The sequence below is a fragment of the Mycolicibacterium llatzerense genome, assembly GCF_000878195.1.
GTDB classification, from domain to species: Bacteria; Actinomycetota; Actinomycetes; order Mycobacteriales; family Mycobacteriaceae; genus Mycobacterium; species Mycobacterium llatzerense.
In genome coordinates this window covers 1-19929 of record NZ_JXST01000066.1, presented here as the reverse complement: position 1 = coordinate 19929, position 19929 = coordinate 1, and the positions used below count along the sequence as shown (strand labels likewise).

Annotated in this window: 19 protein-coding genes; 8 read left to right on the top strand and 11 right to left on the bottom strand. The window is 67.7% G+C overall.

Features of this window, described 5'->3' with window-relative positions:
* Positions 1-753: DsbA family protein (locus TL10_RS28090; protein WP_043988242.1), on the bottom strand; the 753-nt coding region annotated here is incomplete at its 3' end.
* Positions 754-801: 48 nt separating this feature from the next.
* Positions 802-1953 (bottom strand): alpha/beta hydrolase, encoded by a 1152-nt coding sequence (locus TL10_RS28085; RefSeq protein ID WP_110789249.1) that lies wholly within the window; start codon positions 1951-1953, stop codon positions 802-804.
* Here TL10_RS28085 and TL10_RS28080 point away from each other — a divergent pair.
* The 3 genes from TL10_RS28080 to TL10_RS28070 all read left to right on the top strand — a co-directional run bounded on the left by TL10_RS28080 (position 1946) and on the right by TL10_RS28070 (position 4370).
* A complete protein-coding gene (locus tag TL10_RS28080; RefSeq protein ID WP_413784697.1) occupies positions 1946-2800 on the top strand; it encodes an aldo/keto reductase in 855 nt (284 codons plus the stop codon). The genes TL10_RS28085 and TL10_RS28080 overlap by 8 nt on opposite strands.
* 5 nt (positions 2801-2805) lie before the next feature.
* Positions 2806-3642, top strand: a complete 837-nt coding sequence (locus TL10_RS28075) for an aldo/keto reductase (protein ID WP_043393365.1) — start codon at positions 2806-2808, stop codon at positions 3640-3642.
* 368 nt (positions 3643-4010) lie between these two features.
* Complete coding sequence (locus TL10_RS28070) at positions 4011-4370, top strand: hypothetical protein (RefSeq protein WP_043393362.1); 360 nt, start codon at positions 4011-4013, stop codon at positions 4368-4370.
* A gap of 370 nt (positions 4371-4740) precedes the next feature.
* On the opposite strand, the gene TL10_RS28065 is transcribed toward TL10_RS28070, so the two are convergent.
* The 3 genes from TL10_RS28065 to TL10_RS28055 are packed head-to-tail and all read right to left on the bottom strand — an operon-like array spanning position 4741 to position 9346.
* On the bottom strand, positions 4741-5448 hold the full coding sequence (locus tag TL10_RS28065) for an HNH endonuclease family protein (protein WP_043988240.1): 708 nt from the start codon (positions 5446-5448) through the stop codon (positions 4741-4743).
* Positions 5445-7664: an ATP-dependent DNA helicase RecG gene (gene recG, locus TL10_RS28060; RefSeq protein WP_043393356.1), complete on the bottom strand. Its 2220-nt coding sequence runs from the start codon at positions 7662-7664 to the stop codon at positions 5445-5447. Before recG ends, TL10_RS28065 begins: the two co-directional genes overlap by 4 nt.
* 2 nt (positions 7665-7666) lie before the next feature.
* Positions 7667-9346 carry a fatty acid kinase ATP-binding subunit FakA gene (locus TL10_RS28055; RefSeq protein ID WP_043988238.1) on the bottom strand — a complete coding sequence of 560 codons (1680 nt, stop codon included), beginning with the start codon at positions 9344-9346 and terminating at the stop codon, positions 7667-7669.
* Positions 9347-9596: 250 nt separating this feature from the next.
* On the opposite strand from TL10_RS28055, the gene rpmB reads away from it, so the two are divergent.
* Complete coding sequence (gene rpmB, locus TL10_RS28050) at positions 9597-9788, top strand: 50S ribosomal protein L28 (protein WP_043393352.1); 192 nt, start codon at positions 9597-9599, stop codon at positions 9786-9788.
* Between the two features lie 184 nt (positions 9789-9972).
* Here the strand turns inward: rpmB and TL10_RS28045 are convergent, their stop codons facing one another.
* Positions 9973-10656, bottom strand: coding sequence for a uracil-DNA glycosylase (locus TL10_RS28045; protein ID WP_043393349.1), 684 nt, complete (start codon positions 10654-10656; stop codon positions 9973-9975).
* 9 nt (positions 10657-10665) lie between these two features.
* The gene (locus tag TL10_RS28040) at positions 10666-11628 is read right to left on the bottom strand and encodes a thiamine-phosphate kinase (protein ID WP_043988237.1); all 963 of its coding nucleotides are present in this window, start codon (positions 11626-11628) and stop codon (positions 10666-10668) included.
* Positions 11629-11758: 130 nt separating this feature from the next.
* On the opposite strand from TL10_RS28040, the gene TL10_RS28035 reads away from it, so the two are divergent.
* A complete protein-coding gene (locus TL10_RS28035; protein ID WP_043988236.1) occupies positions 11759-12349 on the top strand; it encodes a DUF3515 domain-containing protein in 591 nt (196 codons plus the stop codon).
* A 24-nt stretch (positions 12350-12373) separates the two neighbouring features.
* Here TL10_RS28035 and TL10_RS28030 read toward each other — a convergent pair whose 3' ends face one another.
* Genes TL10_RS28030 through TL10_RS28020 form a run of 3 tightly spaced genes read right to left on the bottom strand, consistent with a single transcriptional unit; the run spans position 12374 to position 15600 of the window.
* Entirely contained in the window at positions 12374-13483 is a 1110-nt protein-coding gene (locus TL10_RS28030; RefSeq protein ID WP_043393341.1) for a D-alanine--D-alanine ligase family protein, read from the bottom strand.
* A gap of 20 nt (positions 13484-13503) precedes the next feature.
* On the bottom strand, positions 13504-14616 hold the full coding sequence (locus TL10_RS28025; RefSeq protein WP_043988235.1) for a cystathionine gamma-lyase: 1113 nt from the start codon (positions 14614-14616) through the stop codon (positions 13504-13506).
* 3 nt (positions 14617-14619) lie between these two features.
* Positions 14620-15600 carry an NAD(P)H-dependent glycerol-3-phosphate dehydrogenase gene (locus TL10_RS28020; RefSeq protein WP_043393927.1) on the bottom strand — a complete coding sequence of 327 codons (981 nt, stop codon included), beginning with the start codon at positions 15598-15600 and terminating at the stop codon, positions 14620-14622.
* A gap of 62 nt (positions 15601-15662) precedes the next feature.
* Here TL10_RS28020 and cofC point away from each other — a divergent pair, with 62 nt between their 5' ends.
* The 3 genes from cofC to mutT1 all read left to right on the top strand — a co-directional run bounded on the left by cofC (position 15663) and on the right by mutT1 (position 19593).
* Positions 15663-16322, top strand: coding sequence for a 2-phospho-L-lactate guanylyltransferase (cofC, locus tag TL10_RS28015; protein ID WP_043393926.1), 660 nt, complete (start codon positions 15663-15665; stop codon positions 16320-16322).
* 85 nt (positions 16323-16407) lie between these two features.
* The gene (locus tag TL10_RS28010) at positions 16408-18600 is read left to right on the top strand and encodes an RNA degradosome polyphosphate kinase (protein ID WP_043393925.1); all 2193 of its coding nucleotides are present in this window, start codon (positions 16408-16410) and stop codon (positions 18598-18600) included.
* 63 nt (positions 18601-18663) lie between these two features.
* A complete protein-coding gene (mutT1, locus tag TL10_RS28005; RefSeq protein ID WP_043988234.1) occupies positions 18664-19593 on the top strand; it encodes an 8-oxo-(d)GTP phosphatase MutT1 in 930 nt (309 codons plus the stop codon).
* A gap of 92 nt (positions 19594-19685) precedes the next feature.
* Here the strand turns inward: mutT1 and TL10_RS28000 are convergent.
* The coding region (locus TL10_RS28000) for a hypothetical protein (RefSeq protein ID WP_192830323.1) at positions 19686-19929 on the bottom strand (244 nt) is incomplete at its 5' end.

The window sequence follows — 19929 nt, the reverse complement described above, 5'->3', positions numbered from 1 at the left end:
GTTCGGCAGATCGGGCGCGATGGCCTTGATCTTCTCGATCAGGCTGTTCGGATCGCCGTTCGGGACCAGGCTGGTCTCGGTGCCGTTGATCTTGATGGTCGGGGTGCCCTGGATCTCCGAGTTGCGGGCCATGTTGTTGACCATCTCGGTGTAGACGCCGTTCTCGACGCACTTGCTGAGCGGGTCGTTCGGACCAACGGCAACGCCGGACTGCCGCGCGTACTCGAGCAGCTTGGCGTTGTCCGGGAAGCTGGCCGCGGTTTCCTCGGGCTGGTTCTTGTACAGCGCCTCGTGGAAGCGCCGGAACGCGGCCTTGTCCTCGTCGGCGACGCAGTACGCGATGGCACCGGCGCGCGTCGAGTACGACTTCGGGTCGCCACGGCCGATGATCGAGACGATGTTGTAGTCGACGGCGATGTCGCCGTTGTCGATCAGCTTGGCGATGGTCGGGCCGTAGGTCTTCTCGAAAACGCCGCAGACCGGGCAGAGAAAGTCCTCGTAGATCGCCAGGGTGACCTTCGGATCCTTGGTGCCGGGATTGGTGACGACGTTGCTCGCCGCGATCTGCACCGCCTGCACCTTGTGCGGATCGGCCTTCGGCTTGCCGTTCATGACGATGTACGCCACCAGTACCACCGCGAAAACGATGACAAGCGCGGTCAGCCCGCCCTTGACCACCCAGTCCCGCTTGCGGTCCGCGGCCTTCAGGTCATAGCTGGCGTTCTTCGATGACTTCGACGATTTCGACGGCACGGCGTCAAGGGTACCGACGCCGACGGCGCAATCGGCCGGACCCGTGCCTCAGCGTGTGAGGTGGGCCCGAAATGCCGATACGAAGTCCGCCGTGGCCGTGGCGCTGTCGCCGCCGAGCGGGAAGAAATTCGCGAAGGCATGCACCAGAGACCCATATCGGCGGTGATCGACCGGGACCCCGGCGGCGGCCAGGGCGACGGCGTAGGCCTCCCCCTCGTCGCGCAGCGGATCGAAACCACCGGTGAGCACGAGCGCAGGCGGCAGCCCCGACAGATCGTCGGCCAACAGTGGCGACACCCGCGGGTCCGACGGGTCGAGTGCCGATTCGGCCAGGTAGTTCGCCCGGAACCAGTCCATGTCGACCTTGCTCAGGAAGTAGCCCTCGGCGAACAGCACCTTCGACCGAGTGTCCCCGGCGAAGTTGGTCACGGGATAGATCAGCAGCTGCAGGGCCGGCAGTGGCGCGTGGTTGTCGCGGGCCCGCTGCGACACGACAGCCGCCAGGTTGCCGCCGGCGCTATCGCCGCCGACCGCGATCTTCGTCGGGTCCGCGCCCAGGCGGCCGGCGTTGTCCACACACCAGAGGTAGGTGGCGTAGCAGTCGTCGGCAGCAGCCGGGGCCGGGTGTTCGGGAGCCAGGCGGTACTCGACGGACACCACCTGCACTCCGGCGTCGCGGCAGATCAATCGGCACAACCCGTCATGCGACTCGATACCGCCGACGACGAATCCGCCGCCGTGGAAGAAGACCAGCATCGGGGTGGGGCCTGTGACGTCGGCCTGATAGTGCCGGGCGCGCAGCGGTTCGGTCGGACCGGGAACGGTGAAGTCCGTCGTCGCCACGGCGATGGCCGGGTCGAGGTACTGCGACAGCGCGTTGAGTTGAGCCCGCGCGACCTCGATGTCACTGCTGACGATCAGGCCGCCGGCGCCACTGGCGTTCTGCGCCGTCAGCATCAGCTGAAGGGTGGTGTCCAGGGTGTTGCCGTCGATGGTCACCCGGCGTCCGCCGAGCAGCACCCGCTTCACCCGGTCGGGAATCTTGGGCAGCACTCGGAGGGCGACGCCGCCGATCTTGGTCAGGACCGTCAAGCGCAACCGGCTGGGCCGTCCCGCCACCGGATGCTCCGGCCGGACGACCAACTCGGTGTCACTCGTCGCCGCGGACTGGACGGCATCGCCTGGCATGCTCATGGTCATGGCTGATCCTTCAGGTGCTCCGAATCCGACACTGACGCTCAACGACGGCACGTCCATTCCCGTGGTCGGGCTCGGGGTGTGGCAGACACCGGCCGAGGACACCGAACGCGCCGTGAGTGCAGCATTGCACGCCGGGTACCGCCATATCGACACTGCCGCGGCCTACGGCAACGAAGCCGGTGTCGGGCGGGCTGTGGCCGCCTCCGGTATCCCGCGCGAAGACGTCTACGTCGTCACGAAGTTGTGGAACTCCGAACAGGGCTATGAGAAGACCCTCGCCGCGTTCGACGCGAGCATCGCGCAGCTGGGGCTCGACTATCTGGATCTGTATCTGATCCATTGGCCGACACCTGCCCAGAACCTGTTCGTCGACACCTTCAAGGCGTTCGCCCACCTGCGCGATCAGGGCCGCATCCGCGCTATCGGGGTCAGCAACTTCGAGCCCGAGCATCTCAAATTGCTCATCGACGCCACCGGGATCGTGCCCGCGGTGAACCAGATCGAGCTCCATCCGCGCCTGCCGCAGGCCGAGCTGCGCGAGACCCATGCCAGGTACGGCATCGCCACCGAGGCGTGGAGTCCGCTGGGACAGGGTTCCATGCTGCAGGACCCGATCATCACCGCGATCGCGGAGCGACACGGAAAAACGCCAGCGCAGGTGCTGATTAGGTGGCATATCCAGCTGGGTAATATCGTCATCCCGAAATCGGTGAACCCAGACCGGATTGCGAGCAACTTCCACGTGTTTGATTTCGAGCTGAGCGAAGCGGACATCGCGTCCATCGCGACCCTCGACAACGGCACCCGGCTGGGCCCGGACCCCCGAACATTCAACTTCACAGGGTAGGTGACATGGCCTCCGCAGAGATTCCCAATCTGGCGCTCCACGACGACAACACGATTCCGGCGCTCGGCCTCGGTGTCGGGGAACTGTCGGACGCCGACACCGAGCGGGCCGTCTCGGCCGCGCTCGAGATGGGCATCCGGCTGATCGACACCGCAGCCGTCTACGGCAACGAAGAAGCAGTCGGCCGGGCCATCGCCGCCTCGGGCATCCCCCGCGCCGAGATCTTCGTCACCACCAAGCTGGCCAATGCCGACCAGGGCTTCCAGGGCGGCCAGGACGCCCTCAAGGTGAGCCTGGACAAACTCGGCATGGAGTACGTGGACCTCTACATGATCCACTGGCCGGCCGGCGACATCAGCAAGTACGTGGACAGCTGGGGCGCCCTGATCAAGGTGCACAACGACGGCACCGCCAAGTCGATCGGCGTCTGCAACTTCTCCGACGAAGACCTGTCGACCATCATCGACCTGAGCTACGTCAGCCCCGTGGTCAACCAGATCGAGCTGCATCCGCTACTCAACCAGGCGGCGCTGCGGGCGGTGCACGCCGAGCGCGGCATCGTCACGCAGGCCTACAGCCCGCTCGGTATCGGCGCCCTGCTGAGCAACCCGACCGTGGCGTCGATCGCCGCCGAGTACGGCAAGACCCCGGCGCAGGTGCTGATCCGGTGGAGCCTGCAGCTGGGCAACTCGGTCATCCCCCGCTCGTCCTCGCCCGAGCGCATCGCCGAGAACCTCGACGTGTTCGGCTTCGAGTTGGCCGCTGAGCACATGGACGCCCTCGGCGGCCTCGACGACGGCACCCGCTACCGCCCGGACCCCGCCACCTACACGGGCATCTGAGGCCGGCTGCGGTTCAACTGATACAGGCCCAAATGGCCGTTCTCCCATCAGGGAGGACGGCCATTTGTGTTTGGCGCGACCAATTTCGGGTAGGCGGCGACTCCCCTGCCACAGATGTGTCCAGTGGGTCACGTGTGCAGGTTGTCGACCAACTCGCAGCAATTGATTCGTGTTAACTATCCCACTATTACCCCTGGTGCGTTAATTTGGTATTGCGTCCTTTTATTCCGACGCAACCAGACATCATCGAGCAGGGGGTTCGAGAAATGATTCATCCATTCGGAAGCAGTTCGCAATTAACGATGCCGACAATTGGTCGCCTCTCCCAGCGCTTGCTATTGGGCGCGGCAACAATTGGACTGGGTGCATTGCTATTCACATTCGGAGCGGGCACCGCGCAGGCCGACACCTCCACTTCCGGGGTCACGAGCCACGCCAACGCGCCCACCTCGAGTAGCCCGGTGGGCGGCATCGCGGGCGCGCTCGACGGCACGGTGAAAACGGTGGCCGGCGGCCTCCACAACACCACCAAGACCGTGGCCGGTGCGCTCAACGGCACCACCAAGACCGTCGCCGCCGACCTCGACGGCACCACCAAGACCGTCGCCGGCGGACTGCACAACACCACCAAGACGGCCGCCGGCGCGCTCAACGGCACCACCAAGACGCTCGCCGCCGACCTCCACGGCACCTTGAAGACCATCGGCGGCATTTTCGGACGCCGCTGAACGGACCCCACGACGGGCAGGAGCGAATTTGGCATCAGGCTGCGGCGAAATATCGACAGTTCACTGAATCGACGGCATTCCGGCATCTAATTCAGTCGCCCCGCTATCGGTTATTTCGCCGTGGTCGCCGAATGGAATGAACAGATATTGGTTGCCGAGTTGCGATAGCTCGGCAACCAATATCTGCGCAATTTGCGCACTGCGCGCTCAAAATTAGCGGTGTCACCGACCTGAGGTATACCAGCAAACAATTAAGCACCGGTTGTCATGCGAAATTATCGATACGGGCAACAAAACCGCGCAGATTCGGTTCTGTACTGAGGATCAAGGTCTGCGTCGACTGCGTCGCGGAGCTCGCCCCGTCCGGCTCCTAGCCCCTCGGACAGGTGCCCGCCGCATCGCGGAGTACCGGCACCGACGGCTCGTCGACGGGAAGCCCATAACCCCGCAGCACCGCGATGTACTGCACCGCGTACTGGCACCAGAATCCGTGGTTCGGCGGCATCCAGTCCGAGGGCTGCTTGTCCCCCTTGTCCTGGTTGGCCTTCCCGGACACCGCAAGCAGATTCGCCGGATCGTTGGCGAACCGGAGCCGAAGCTCGTCATTCCAGTCCCTGGCGCCGAGGTCCCAGGCCAGCGCCAACGGCACGATGTGGTCGATCTGCACCGCCGCACCGGTCTGGTTGCCGCGGGTGAACGCGATGGTGTCGCCCGAGTACGGGTCGCGCAGCACCCCGGTCTTCACCGCCTGCGGGCAGCGTTTGAGCGACACGATGGTCTTGTCGGTCAGGTCTCGGTTCAGGATGTCGTTGCGGGTGTCGCAGCCGTTGTGGCCGTCGGGCGCGGAGTTGTCGTCGGTCCAGGATTCGCCGTACGCCGCGCGCCGGTAGTTGGGGTCACGCACCCGCCGCGGAATGACGGCGACTCCGGCGAGGATGTCGGTACCGGGCGCGACCGTCGGTACGACAGCACCGTCGGCGCCATCGGCGACCGCTGCGGGTTCATCGGCCGTCCCGACCTGGATGGCGACCACCACCGCCAGCACCACAGCTGCGACGAGCCACAGCAGGCGCTTCACGCCTTGTCCAGGTACTCGACGCGATCGGTGTCGACGAACTGGGCGGCCAGTGCGGACATCCCCGGATCGTCCGGATTCTGCGCGTAGGCAGCCTGACAGAACGCACGGGCCGACTCGATGACTTCCTGATGGTCGGCCAGCGACAGGAACCGCAGATACCCGGCCCGCCCAGACTGGTTGAGCCCCAGCACATCTCCCTCGCGGCGCTCCTGCAGATCCAGATCGGCCAGTTCGAAACCGTCGAGGGTGCCGGCCACGGCCTGCAGCCGGGCGCCGGCCTTCGACCCTTCCGGCAGCTTGGTCGCGAGCAGGCAGAGACTGGCGTGCGAGCCACGGCCGATGCGGCCCCGCAGCTGGTGCAGCTGGCTGATCCCGAAGCGGTCCGCATCCATCACCACCATGACCGTCGAGTTGGGCACGTCGACGCCGACCTCGATGACGGTCGTGCACACCAGCACATCGATCTGCCCGGCCCGGAAGGCCGACATGATGGCGTCCTTCTCATCGCCCGGCAGCCGGCCGTGCATGAGCCCCAGCCGCTGGTCCTTCAGCGGCCCGGTGCGCAGCTTGTCGTACAGCTCGACGACCGTCACCGGCGGCGGTCCGGCCTCTTTGTTCTCGGTCTGCTTGTCGTTCTCGTCGATCCTGGAGGCCACCACGTAGGCCTGCCGTCCGGCTTGGACCTCTTCGCGGATACGGGCCCAGGCGCGGTCGAGCCAGGCCGGTTTCTGGCTGACGAAGATGGTCTTGGTGTCGATGGGCTGCCGGCCGCGCGGCAGCTCTCGCATGGTCGAGGTCTCCAGATCGCCGTACACGGTCAGCGCGACGGTGCGCGGGATCGGCGTGGCCGTCATCACCAGCAGATGCGGCGTCAGTCCATCAGGGGCCTTGGCGCGCAACCGGTCTCGCTGCTCCACGCCGAACCGGTGCTGCTCGTCGACCACCACCATGCCGAGCCGGTCGAACTCCACGGCGTCCTGCAGCAGGGCATGGGTGCCGATGACGATGCCGGCCCGCCCGCTCGACACTTCCTCGCGCACCTGCCGTTTCTGTTGCGCGGTCATGGATCCGGTCAGCAACGCAACCGCGGTCGCATCGTCGGGCGCACCGAGCTGGCCCGCCATGGCCAGCGGCCCCAGCACGTCGCGAACGGACCGCGCATGTTGCACGGCAAGCACTTCCGTCGGTGCGAGCAGCGCGCACTGGTAGCCGGCGTCGACCATCTGCAGCATGGCCAGCACCGAGACGATGGTCTTGCCCGAGCCGACCTCGCCCTGCAGCATCCGGTTCATCGGCCGAGGCTCGGACAGCTCAGCCGACAGCACCTCGAGCACATCACGTTGGCCGGCAGTCAATTCGAACGGCAACCGGTCGCGCAGCGCGGCGGCCAGACCGTCGTCGATCGGCGGCGCCGGCGGACCGGATTGCGACTGCGCGCCGTGCCGACGGGCGGCCAGCGCCCATTGCAGCCCGGCGGCCTCATCGAAAGTCAGGCGCTCCCTGGCCTGTTCGCGATCCGCTTCACGCTCTCCGAGGTGGATGTCACGCAGCGCCTGATCCTCGGAGATCAGACCACGCTGCGCCAGAATCGATTCCGGCAGCGGGTCGGATACCGGGTCCAGCACCGCGAGCACCTGCAGGATGCACGCGTAGATGTCCCAGCTCTGCACCTTGGCGCACGCCGAGTAGATCGGGAAGAACTCCCGCTCGAACGCCGACATCTGCAGTTCGCCGTGCATCTTCTCGGAGGCGTCGGCGATCTTCTTCAGCGCCGGGGACCCGAACGTGCGACCCGCGCCGGAATCGAGGACCAGGTGCGCGGGATGCGTCAATTGCATTGTGCGCCCGTAGAATCCGACAACACCCGACAGCATCACCCGAGTCCCCTCGACCAGGGACTTCTTGAGGAACTTGGCGTTGAAGAAGGTGGCGGTGACCTTCGGGTTGCGGTTGCCGAGGGTGACCACCAGGTATTCGCGTTTGGGCGCCCGATTGGTCCACCGCGTCTCCGCCTTGGTGATGACGTCCACGAACGTCACGTGGTCGCCTTCTTCCGGCAGCTCGGTGTCTTCACCCAGCACCGTCATCCCCTGGCTGTACTTGCGCGGATAGTGCCGCAACAGATCGTTGACGGTGCGGATACCGAAGAATTCCTCCAGTGGTGCAGCGGATTTCGCACCCAGTACGTGCACCAGCGAGTCGGTCAGCGCGACCACCGCTACTCCACCCCGATCAGTAGTGCGTCCCCACGGTGGCCGGTGTGATAGGTCACCAACTCGGCCGCCAGATGCTCCTGGCGCACATGTTCGGCCAGCGCGACACCCACCTCCGGATCGACGCCCGCGCCGGTCAACACCGTCACCAGTTCACCGCCCGACGACAGCAGCAGGTCGATCAACCCGCTGGCGGCACTGACCAGATCGTGGCCGACGATCAGCACCTCGTCACCGGCAATGCCCAAACCGTCGCCCGGACGGCACCTACCGGCCCAGGTCAACGCCGCCTCGGTGGCGATCCGCACCGATCCGTGCCGGGCGCCCGCCGCGGCGCGAGCCATGGTGTAGCCGTCGTCGACGGCCTGGCGGGTGGCATCGTGCACAGCCAGCGCCGCCAATCCCTGCACCATGGATCCGGCCGGTACCGGCACCACGTCCATGCCCCAGCTGATTGCCGTGGCGCAGCCGGCCACCAGTTCCTCCGCGGCCAGAAAACCGTTGGGCAGCACCATGATCTGCGCGGCACCGGTGCCGACGAGCCCGGCCAGAAACTGCTGCGCGCTGATCGGTCCGTCGTCAGGCCGCAGCACGTGCGCGCCTTCGCTGCCGAACAACTCCCCCGCACCGTCACCGTCGACGATCGCCAGCACGGCGCGGTCCCGGCTCCAGCCGCCGGACGGCCGGGCGCCGGCGGCCCCGATCAGCGCGGTGACCTGAATCCTGCTGACCGTGCCGAGATCGAGGGCAGCCTCGATCGCGGCGCCGGCATCGTCGGCGTGCACGTGCACGCTGTACTGACCGCCGGCGACCGCGGCGGCGATCGCCACCGATTCACCGAGCCGCAGCAGCCGGGCACGCAACACCTCGACGTTGTCGGGGTGGCAATCACCGAGCAGGTACATCACCTCAAATTGTGGTGGCGTACCGCCAATTTCGTGGTTGTTGTGGTCGTGGTCATGGTCGGCCCGGGGGTGCCCGGCGCCGGGCTGGTACAGGGGCCGGGCGGCCGAACCGCCGGACAGCGTCGCGGTCAGTGCGTCGAGCAGGACCAGCAGGCCGCGGCCGCCGGCGTCGACGACGCCCGCCTCTGCGAGCACGTCGAGCTGATCGGGGGTGCGCTCGAGCGCCACTGCGGCGGCGTCCGAGACGGCGGCCGCCATGATCGCGAGGTCGGTCAACCCGTTCTGATTCTCGGCTTCCAGCGCTGCTGCCTGCAGCACCGACACGATGGTTCCGGGCACGGTCTGCCCGACGGACGCGACCGCGAGCACCTGGGCGTGGTGCAGGGCCGCGGTGAACTCCGGCGCGGTGATCTCACCGCACTCTCTGTCCTCACCGCGTTGCGACGCGGCCTCGGCGACGACGTCGGCCACACCGCGCAGAATCTGCGACAGGATGACGCCCGAGTTGCCCCGGGCGCCGTGCAACGCCCCGGCCGACAAGGCGGCCGACACCGCCACCACGTCGTTGCCCGCTGCTTTCACGGCCTCGTCGGCCTGTGCCGCGGCGGCACGCATGGTGAACAACATGTTGGTGCCGGTGTCGGCGTCGGCGACGGGATAGACGTTCAGCCGATTGATCTCGTCGGTATGCGCGATCAGATGCAGGACCGCGGTGTGAGCCCAGTCACGTAATGCGATCCCATCCAGCGGACGGGGGATGCGACCCACGCCAGCTGACATGTGACCTCCATCGCGTTCGCCCGGGTTCTCCCCGATTCTCCAGTCGCCCGCCCGGTAACCCCTCGGTGCCCCGCCAGCCTAGCCAGTGGCCCCGACAAATCTCCTGACCAACTCCCATGGAACACCGGCCACCAGACCCATTTTGGTGATCGTCGGGCCGCCCGGTATCCTGGTCAGGTTGTCTGTTCGCGCCGCACAAGGCTGTGGCCGTCGGACTCAGACCCCAAGTACTGATTTCGAGGAGTTCTTCATGGCCGCCGTGTGCGACATCTGCGGAAAGGGACCGGGCTTCGGTATGTCCGTCTCGCACTCCCACCGTCGGACCAACCGCCGCTGGGATCCGAACATTCAGACCGTGCGTGCGGTCGACCGTCCGGGTGGCAACCGCAAGCGGATCAACGCCTGCACCTCCTGCATCAAGGCCGGCAAAGTCAGCCGTTAGTGCCGGCTCTCGGGTGGATTTACTCCGCCTACAACTGAAGTCTTACTCGAAAGCGCTGCGCGAAACCCGCGCAGCGCTTTCGTGTGTCTTCAGGTAGTGGCTGCGGCCGCTCACCAGCGGCGAGCGGCCGCAAAAGGCACACCAAAACGGGCGTGCCGCCGCACAGACACGGCCTCTCGAGGGATCAGGGCAGGCGCCAGTCGATGGGGTCCGCGCCGAGGCGGGTCAGCAGCTCGTTGGCCCGGCTGAACGGCCGGGACCCGAAGAATCCGCGGGATGCCGACAGTGGTGACGGATGCACCGATTCGATGCTCGCGCACCGCTCGCCGGTGAGCATGGGCCCCAGGGTCTGCGCGTCTCGGCCCCACAGCACCGCCACCAAGGGCTGTGGCCGGGCGATGAGCGCCTTGATGGCGCATTCGGTGACGGCCTCCCAGCCCTTCCCACGATGCGAGGCGGGATTGCCCGGCCGGACCGTCAGCACCCTGTTCAGCATCATGACGCCCTGCTTCGACCACGGGCTCAGATCGCCGCAGCCCGGCTGCTCGTACCCCAGGTCTGCGGTGTATTCGGTGAAGATGTTGGAGAGGCTGCGCGGCAGCGGTCGCACGTCGGGCGCCACCGAGAAACTCAGGCCGACGGCATGCCCCGGGGTCGGATACGGGTCCTGGCCGACGATCAGCACCCGCACCTCGTCGAAGGGGAAGGTGAAGGCGCGCAACACATTCTCCCCCGCCGGCAGATAGCCGTGGCCGGCCGCGTTCTCGGCGCGCAGGAATTCGCCCATCGCAGCGATCTCGGAGGCAACTGGTTCCAGGGCCAGGGCCCAGCCGGGGTCGATCAGGTCTTGCAGGGGTCGGGCAGTCACGCCAGTACCTTACTGACCGAACGATTCCCAGCCGCCGGCTCCATGCCACGGCGCGCCGTCGACGGTGACGCGCGGCGCTCCGGACAGCACGGTCCCGATGGCCCGCCAGCCGGTCGGCAGCGCGCCACCGAAGGTGCCGACCAGCACGTGGTCCTCGCCGCCGCCGAGCACCCAGTCGCGGGCGTCGCCGCCGACCATCGCGGCCGCCGGTGTCAGCGTGGCCACGTCGGCATCGAGCGCCATCATCGACAGGTCGAAGGCGACGCCGGAGGCCTCGGCGATGTGGCCGAGGTCGGCCACCAATCCGTCGGACACGTCGGTCATGGCCGTCGCACCAGCTGCCGCGGCAGCCGCCCCTTGCCCGTAGTGGACCCGCGGCACCAGGTGCCGCCTCCGCAGCTCGTCGAACTCGTGGATACCGCCGCGCCACAAGGAATATCCAGCACCGGACCAGCCCAGGTCACCAACCACCGCGACGGTGTCCCCCGGTTGCGCACCGGACAACAGCACGGGTGGACGGCCACCGAGGTCGCCCAGTACGGTCACCGAGATCACCCACTGCGGCGCGGCCACCAGGTCGCCGCCGACAATTCCTGCTCCGAATTTCGTTGCCTCCGACCACATTCCGTCGGACAGTCGCTGTGCATCCGCGGCCGCGGTGTCGGACGGCGCGCCGAAGCCGACGACGAACGCATACGCCCGCGCCCCCATCGCCTCGATGTCCGCGGCGTTCTGCGCAATCGCCTTGCGCCCCACGTCATGCGGCGTGGACCAGTCCAATCGGAAATGACGCCCCTCGACCAGCATGTCGGTGGACACCACGACCCGGCCATCAGCGGCCGTCAGGAGAGCGGCATCGTCACCCGGGCCGACGACGACCTCGGCGGGCTGCCGGCGACGGGCGGTCAACCGCCCGATCACCGCGAACTCGCCGAGCCCCGCCAGGGTCTCCCCGGATTCAGCGCTGGTCATGGTGGTGGAGTCTAGGGCGCACGACGATCAAGCGGCGAGGCACGAGCCGTGTTGAGGAATGCGGCAAGTCGATGATGCAGGGTGACCGCTCTCGGCCTCCCGGGGCGAGCGGCGCTCTAGAGTTGCCGTCATGACCGAACCCGGTGACCATCGCGATCTGACGGGTGACCCAGATGGCCCACCCCGCGGCGCCATCATCGCGGCCATCGTGGTGGCGGTCGCGGCGATCGTCGGCCTGCTCGCATATGCGGCGCTGCGCCAAGCGCCTGAGGACAAACCGGTCGCGATCCCGCTGGCGAGCGCCCCGGCGCCGCAGGCCGACAGTGAGCAGTGCCGCGCGCTGCTCGCCGCACTGCCCGACACCATGGGCGACTTCCGCCGGGCGACGCTCGCCGACCCCGCCCCTGCGGGCGCCGCTGCCTGGCTGGGACCGACCGGCATCGACGCGGTGGTGCTGCGCTGCGGCGTCGAGCGACCCGACGGTTTCGTCGTCGGAGCACCGCTGCAGATGGTCAACGCGGTGTCGTGGTTCGAGGCCAGCGGCCCGAGCGCCAGCACCTGGTACGCCGTCGATCACGGTGTGGTCGGCGACGGCAAAGGGACCACCTATGTGGCTCTGACGCTGCCGCAGGGTTCCGGCCCGACACCGATCCAGACCGTCTCCGAGCTCATCGAAAAGGTGATGCCGGCCCGTCCGCTGGACCCGGCGCCGGCCCGCTAGCGCAGGCCGGTCTTCCCCTGCGCGTCAGCGCAAACCAGTGCCTCTGCCGAGCGCGGTGTCCACCATGACGCTCAGCAGGGTGGCGTAGTCGACTCCGCTGGCAGCCCACATCTGCGGGTACATCGAGATGGTCGTGAAGCCGGGCATGGTGTTGATCTCATTGATCACCGGCCCGTTCTCGGTCAGGAAGAAGTCGACGCGGGCCAGGCCCTGGCAGTCCAGCGCCTTGAACGCGCGGATGGCCAATTGCCTGATCTCGTCGGCGATTTCGTCATCGACCTTGGCCGGCACGTCGAGCTCGGCCGCGTCCTCGAGATATTTGGTGGCGAAGTCGTAGAACCCGCCACCGACGCGAATCTCGCCCAGCTCGCTGGCGGCGATGCGGCCGTCCGGGTACTCCAGCACACCGCATTCCACTTCGCGGCCGGGCATCGCGGCTTCGACGATCACCTTCGGATCATGTTGGCGTGCATAGGCGATGGCCTGGTCCAGCTCGTCCCACGAAGCGACCCGGCTCACGCCGATGGACGAGCCACCGCGGGCCGGCTTGACGAACACCGGCAGGCCGAGGCGCTCGCGGTCATCGAGGCTCAGCGTCACGTCGCGCGGCCGCAGCACCACCTGATCGCCGATCGGCAGCCCGTCGGCGGCCAGCAGCTTCTTGGTGAATTCCTTGTCCATCCCGGCCGCGCTGGCCAGCACACCCGCACCGACATACGGCACGCCGGCGAGTTCCAGCAGGCCCTGGATGGTGCCGTCCTCGCCGTACGGACCGTGCAGCACCGGGAAGACGACGTCGACGGCCGTCAGCACCTGCGCGACATCGTCCTGCAACGACAGCAGTTCACCACGGCGGTTCGGGTCGGCGGCCAGCGTCAGCGCGGTGCCGGACGCGGCGGTGACGCCGGGCAGTTGCCCGTCGGTGATGGCCAGGGTCTCCGGACGGCCGTCACCGAGCACCCAGGAACCCTCCGGGGTGATACCGACGGCGACGACCTCGTAGCGGGCCGGGTCCAGGTTGCGCAGGATGCTCCCGGCCGAAACACAGGAGATGGCGTGCTCGGAGCTGCGTCCGCCGTAAACGACGGCGACCCGGGTACGACCGGCGGCTGCTGAGGATTGAGGGGCAGTCACAACCTAGAGAGGCTACCCGGCTACCCGAGCGCACCCGTGATGTCGGCCAGTAGGTCGTCGGCGTCCTCGATGCCGAGTGAGATCCGCGCGAAGCCCGGCGACACCGCATCGCCCCAGCGTGCACGCCGGTCGACCGAGGTGTGGATGCCACCGAAACTGGTCGCCGCGACCAACAGCTGACTGCGGTTGACCAGGTCGTGCACGGCGGCGGCGTCGGCCAGCTCGATCGCGACGAGGCCACCGAAACGCCGCATCTGGTCCCGCGCCACGGGATGCGCGCGGTCGGTCGGCAGCCCGGGATAGCGCACAGCCCGCACGGCCGGATGGGCGTCGAGCGTCATGGCGAGCGCAAGGGCGTTGCCGCATTGCCGTTCGAACCGCAGACCGGCGGTGCCCAGGCTGCGCAGCGCCAGCCAGGCCTCGAAGTGCCCGAGGATCGCGCCGGCCAGCACCCGCTCGCGCTCGATGGCGGCCATCAGTTCCCGGTGACACCCGGCGACATAGCCGGCCAGCAGATCGCTGTGCCCGGACAGCCCCTTGGTCGCGCTGGCCACCACCAGGTCGGCGCCGAGTGACAGCGGCTGCTGGCCGAGCGGGGTGGCAGCGGTGTTGTCCACCACCAGGGTCGCGCCGCGGGACCGGCAGATCGTGGACAACCGGTGCAGGTCGACGACGTCCAGCGTCGGGTTGACCGGCGATTCGGCGACCACCACGTCGGCATGGGAGAGATGCTCGGCAGCGCCGCAGATTTCCGCGGCGCTCGCCTCGATGACGGTGACACCGCGGGCCGCGAGATGCTCGGCCGCGTACCGGCGCACCTGGTAGTAGCCGTCGGCCGGCACCACCAGGGTGGTGCCGGGGGTCGCCAGCACCCGCAGCGCCGAGGAAATTGCGGCCATGCCCGACGAGAACGTCAGCGCCGAGATGGCACCTTCCAGTTCCGCCAGGGCCGATTCCAGTTGGCGCCAGGCCGGATTGGAGTTGCGGCCGTAGAAGTCGAGACCGTCCGATTCGTCGTCGGACAGGTGATAGGCGGCCACCGGGACCGGGGGCGGCGCGACGGGCTGCCCTGGGACCCGTTGCGATGCAGTCGCTTTGACGCTACGGGTGGAATCGCCGAGCAGGCCGTCCATGGCTCACTCCGGCTTGGTGCTGCGGCCGAGCAACAGCGCGAACGCCTGGTCCACCGATAAACCCTTGTGGCACACCCGGTTCACCGCGTCGGTCAGCGGCATCTCGACGTCGTAGCTCTCAGCCAGCGCCAGCACCGACTGGCAGGACGTGACGCCCTCGGCGACCTTGCCGCTGGCCGCGGCCAGCGCCGATTCCATGGTGCCGCCGCGCGCCAGGCGCTCGCCGAAACTGCGATTGCGGGACTGCGGCGAGGTGCAGGTGGCAACCAGATCGCCGACGCCGGCCAGCCCGGCCAGCGTTACGCCCTTGGCGCCGAGCGCGATTCCCAATCGCATGATCTCTGCCAGGCCGCGGGTGATGATCGCGGCGGCGGTGTTCTCGCCGAACCCCGCACCCGCCGCCATCCCGCAGGCCAAGGCAATGACGTTCTTGCACGCCCCGCCGACTTCGGCGCCGATCACGTCGGCGTTGGTGTACGGCCGGAAGTAGCCGGTCGCGAATGCGCGCTGCAGCGCGACGGCACGTCCCGAATCGGTGCACGCGATCAGGGTGGCGGCCGGCTGCTCGTCGACCACTTCGCTGGCCAGGTTGGGTCCGCTGAGCACGGCAACCCGGCTCGGATCGGCACCCGTCACCTGGACGATGACCTGGCTCATGCGCAACAGGCTGTCGAGTTCGATGCCCTTGGCCACGCTGACCAACGTGGCGTCGGCACCGAGATGTCCGGTCCAGTCGGTCAGGTTGGTGCGCAGAGTCTGAGACGGCACCGCCAACAACACGGTGCAGGCGCCGGTGAGTGCCTCGGCGGGGTCCGCGGTTGCCTTGATGGCCGCCGGAAGCGCCCGGTCACCGAGATATTTCGAGTTTCGGTGGGTCTCGTTGATCTCGCGCGCCACCTCCGCACTGCGCGCCCACAACGTCACGTTGCTGCCCGCGTCCGCCAGGACTTTCGCCAGTGCCGTCCCCCACGCGCCGGCACCCATCACCGCTGCCTCCACCACGGCGTCAAGACTAGTCCCGCCCAGGCTTTGGCAGTATGGCGGTCATGAGCGGCGACCCGAGTGTGGAGACGGCCGGTGATGCCGCCGGTGTCGGGTTGATCATCGCGGTGAAACGGCTGGCCGCGGCCAAGACCCGACTGGCCCCGGTTTTCGCCGGCGACCTGCGCGAGCAGGTGGTGTTGGCGATGCTCCTCGACACCATCACCGCCGCCCTGGCAGTGCCGGCCGTCGGCTCCGTGACTGTCGTCACCCCGGACGCGGACGCCGCCGCCGCGGTGCGCGAGCTCGGTGCCGACGTACTGCTGGACCCCACTCCGGCCGGACACCCCGATCCGTTGAATCACGCACTCGCCGCCACCGAGCAGGCCCTGCGGAACCGGGTGAGCAACATCGCGGTGTTGCAAGGCGACCTGCCCGCACTCCGCACCGCGGAACTGGCCGAGGCCATCGCCGGTGCGCGTCAGCATGCCCGCAGTTTCATCGCCGACCGGCACCGCACCGGCACTGCGGCACTCTTCGCCTTCGCCGCGCCGCTCGGCCCCGAGTTCGGTGTCGATTCCGCACGGCGCCATGCCGATTCGGGCGCGGTAGAGCTGTCGGGCGAGTGGCCGGGACTGCGCTGCGACATCGATACGCCGGATGATCTGGAGGCGGCGCGCAGACTTGGCGTCGGCCCCGCGACGACCCTGATCGTCGGCGCGTAGCGGTGAGGTCCCGACGCCGGTGTCTGACGATCCGGGTTCACCAACCGTGTGGCCTGCGCCCTGTCGATAGGGAATGATCGTCGGGGTGACCGAAGCCGACACCAGATCAATACAGACCGAGCGGGCCTCAGTCGGCGGCCCGCCTGCGCGGGCGGCTGCCGACTCCGACCCGGAACCGCTGCCTGCGGCCACCGCGGATCCGACGGACAGCGCGCTCCCCGATGACCGGTACCTCAACCGGGAGCTGAGCTGGCTGGACTTCAATGCCAGGGTGTTGGCACTGGCCGCCGATACGTCACTGCCGCTGTTGGAGCAGGCCAAGTTCCTGGCGATCTTCGCATCGAATCTCGACGAGTTCTACATGGTTCGAGTGGCCGGGCTGAAGCGCCGCGACGAGACCGGCCTGTCGGTGCGGTCGGCGGACGGTCTGTCGCCGCGCGAACAGCTGCGCCGGATCGGTGAACGCACCCAGCAGATTTCCAGCCGGCAGGCAGCCGTGTTCGGTGACGTGGTGCGGCCCGCGCTGGCCGAGCAAGGCATCACCATCGTCAACTGGAACGAGCTCGACGAGCACGAGCAGTCCAAGCTGTCCACCTATTTCCACGAGCAGGTGTTCCCGGTGTTGACGCCGCTGGCGGTCGACCCGGCGCACCCGTTCCCGTTCGTCAGCGGCCTGAGCATCAACCTGGCCATCACGGTGCGCAATCCCGACGACGGCACGCAGCACTTCGCCCGAATCAAGGTGCCGGACAACGTCGACAGGTTCGTGGAGCTGCATGAGTCGGGCGACACGGCTGAGGGCGCCAAACCCCGGGTGCGGTTCCTGCCGATGGAGGCACTGATCTCGGCGTTCCTGCCGGTGCTGTTCCCCGGGCTGGAGATCGTCGAGCATCACGCCTTCCGGATCACCCGCAACGCGGACTTCGAAGTCGAAGAGGACCGCGACGAGGATCTGCTGCAGGCGCTGGAACGTGAGCTGGCGCGCCGCAGGTTCGGCTCGCCGGTGCGGCTCGAGGTCGCGACCGACATGACCGAGAACATGCTCGACCTACTCCTTCGTGAGTTGGACGTGCACCCCGGCGATGTCATCGAAGTGCCTGGGCTGCTGGACCTTTCGTCACTGTGGCAGGTCTACGGCGTGGACCGGCCCGACCTGAAGGACCGCCCGTTCGTGCCTGCCACTCCCCCGGCGTTCGGCGAACGGGAAACCCCGAAGAGCATCTTCTCGACGCTGCGGGACGGCGACGTCCTGGTGCACCATCCGTACGACTCCTTCTCCACCACCGTGCAGCGTTTCATCGAGCAGGCCGCCGCCGATCCGAATGTGTTGGCCATCAAGCAGACCCTGTACCGGACCTCGGGTGACTCGCCGATCGTCAACGCGCTGATCGACGCCGCCGAAGCCGGCAAGCAGGTGGTGGCGCTGGTCGAGATCAAGGCCCGCTTCGACGAGCAGGCCAACATCAAATGGGCCCGCAAGCTGGAGCAGGCGGGCGTGCACGTGGTGTACGGACTGATCGGGCTCAAGACCCACTGCAAGACGTGCCTGGTGGTGCGGCGCGAAGGGTCGACCATCCGTCGGTACTGCCACATCGGTACCGGCAACTACAACCCGAAAACCGCACGCCTGTACGAAGATGTGGGCCTGCTGACCGCGTCGCCCGACATCGGCGCCGACCTGACCGACCTCTTCAACTCGCTCACCGGGTACTCGCGCAAGGTGTCCTACCGCAACTTGCTGGTGGCCCCGCACAGTGTGCGGCGCGGCATCATCGAGCGCATCGAGCGCGAGATCGAGGCCAAGCAGGCAGGCGGCGACGGCCGCATCCGGTTGAAGATGAACGCGTTGGTCGACGAGCAGGTCATCGACGCGCTGTACCGGGCGTCGCAGGCCGGGGTCCGCGTCGAGGTGGTGGTTCGCGGTATCTGCGCGTTGCGACCGGGTGTCGCGGGATTCTCCGAGAACATCGTGGTGCGCTCGATTCTCGGCCGCTTCCTTGAACATTCACGGATTATTCACTTCAACGCCATCAATGAATTCTGGATCGGCAGCGCCGACATGATGCATCGTAATCTCGACCGTCGCGTCGAGGTGATGGCACAGGTGAAGGACCCGAGACTGACCGAGGAACTGGGCGGGATGTTCGACTCGAGCATGGACCCGGCCACCCGTTGCTGGGAGCTGGGCCCGGACGGGCACTGGACGGCGTTGCCCCGGGAAGGCGAGAAGGTTCGGGATCACCAGGTGTCGATCATGGAGCGGCACCGCACACCGTAGTTTTCGGTCGGCACGTCACGTGGCGCGAAAACCTGACCCCGACAATCACATCCAGGAGCACAGGTGCCGAACAAGACGGCGCACGACACCCCGGCGACGCCGGTGTTGGCCGCCGGGGCGGTGTTGTGGCGCCCCGGCGAGTCCGGAGAGCCGTTGATCGCCGTCGTCCACCGACCGCGCTACGACGACTGGTCACTGCCCAAGGGCAAGGTGGATCCCGGTGAGACCGAACCAGTTACCGCCGTGCGCGAAATCCTGGAAGAGACCGGGTACGAGTCGGTGCTGGGCCGGCGGCTGGCCTCCGTCAGCTATCCCCTGGAGCGCGGCACCAAGAAGGTCCGCTACTGGGCGGCCCGCAGCACCGGCGGCGGGTTCAGCCCCAACTCAGAGGTGGACAAGCTCGACTGGCTGCCAGTGGCCGACGCCATGCTCCGGCTGCAGTACCCCCATGATCGAAAGGTGCTGCGACGGTTCACCCGTCGACCGGCCGATACCCGCACCGTGCTGATCGTCCGGCACGCCACCGCGGGGCGCAAGGCCCGGTACAAGGGCGACGATCGACTCCGGCCGCTCGACAAGAAAGGCCGGGGACAAGCGGAATCGCTTGTCGGCCAACTGCTCGCTTTCGGTGCCAGCGACGTCTTTGCGGCGTCCCGGACCCGGTGCCACCAGACCGTCGAACCGCTGGCGCAGGAGCTCGGTGTCCGGGTGCGGGACGAGCCGACGCTCACCGAAGAGGCATACGCGGCCGACGCCGACGCGGCGCGCAAGCGGGTGCTGAAGATCGCCGCGAAAAGCGATGGCGAAACGGTCCCCGTCATCTGCACACAGGGCAAGGTGATCCCGGACCTGATTTCGTGGTGGTGCGAGCGCAGCGGAATCCGGCCCGACAAATCGCGTAATCGCAAGGGCAGCATGTGGGTGCTGACGCTGCACGGCGACGCGCTGGTCGCCGCGGACCACATCGGCAGTCCGCTGCCGACCAAGCTCTAGCGGCGGCCCGTTCCGTCCGTCCAGCCCACACACAGACACGCCGTGGATCAGTTGATCCACGGCGTGTCCGAGTCGGACCTATCGGATAGGGCTTAGCGGCGGCCCTTCTTGGCGGGAGCAGCCTTCTTGGCCGGTGCGGCCTTCTTGGCCGGTGCGGCCTTCTTGGCCGGAGCCGCAGCCTTCTTGGCCGGTGCCGCCTTCTTGGCGGGAGCAGCCTTCTTGGCCGGAGCCGCAGCCTTCTTGGCCGGAGCGGCCTTCTTGACCGGTGCCGCCTTCTTGGCCGGAGCCGCAGCCTTCTTGACCGGTGCCGCCTTCTTGGCGGGAGCAGCCTTCTTG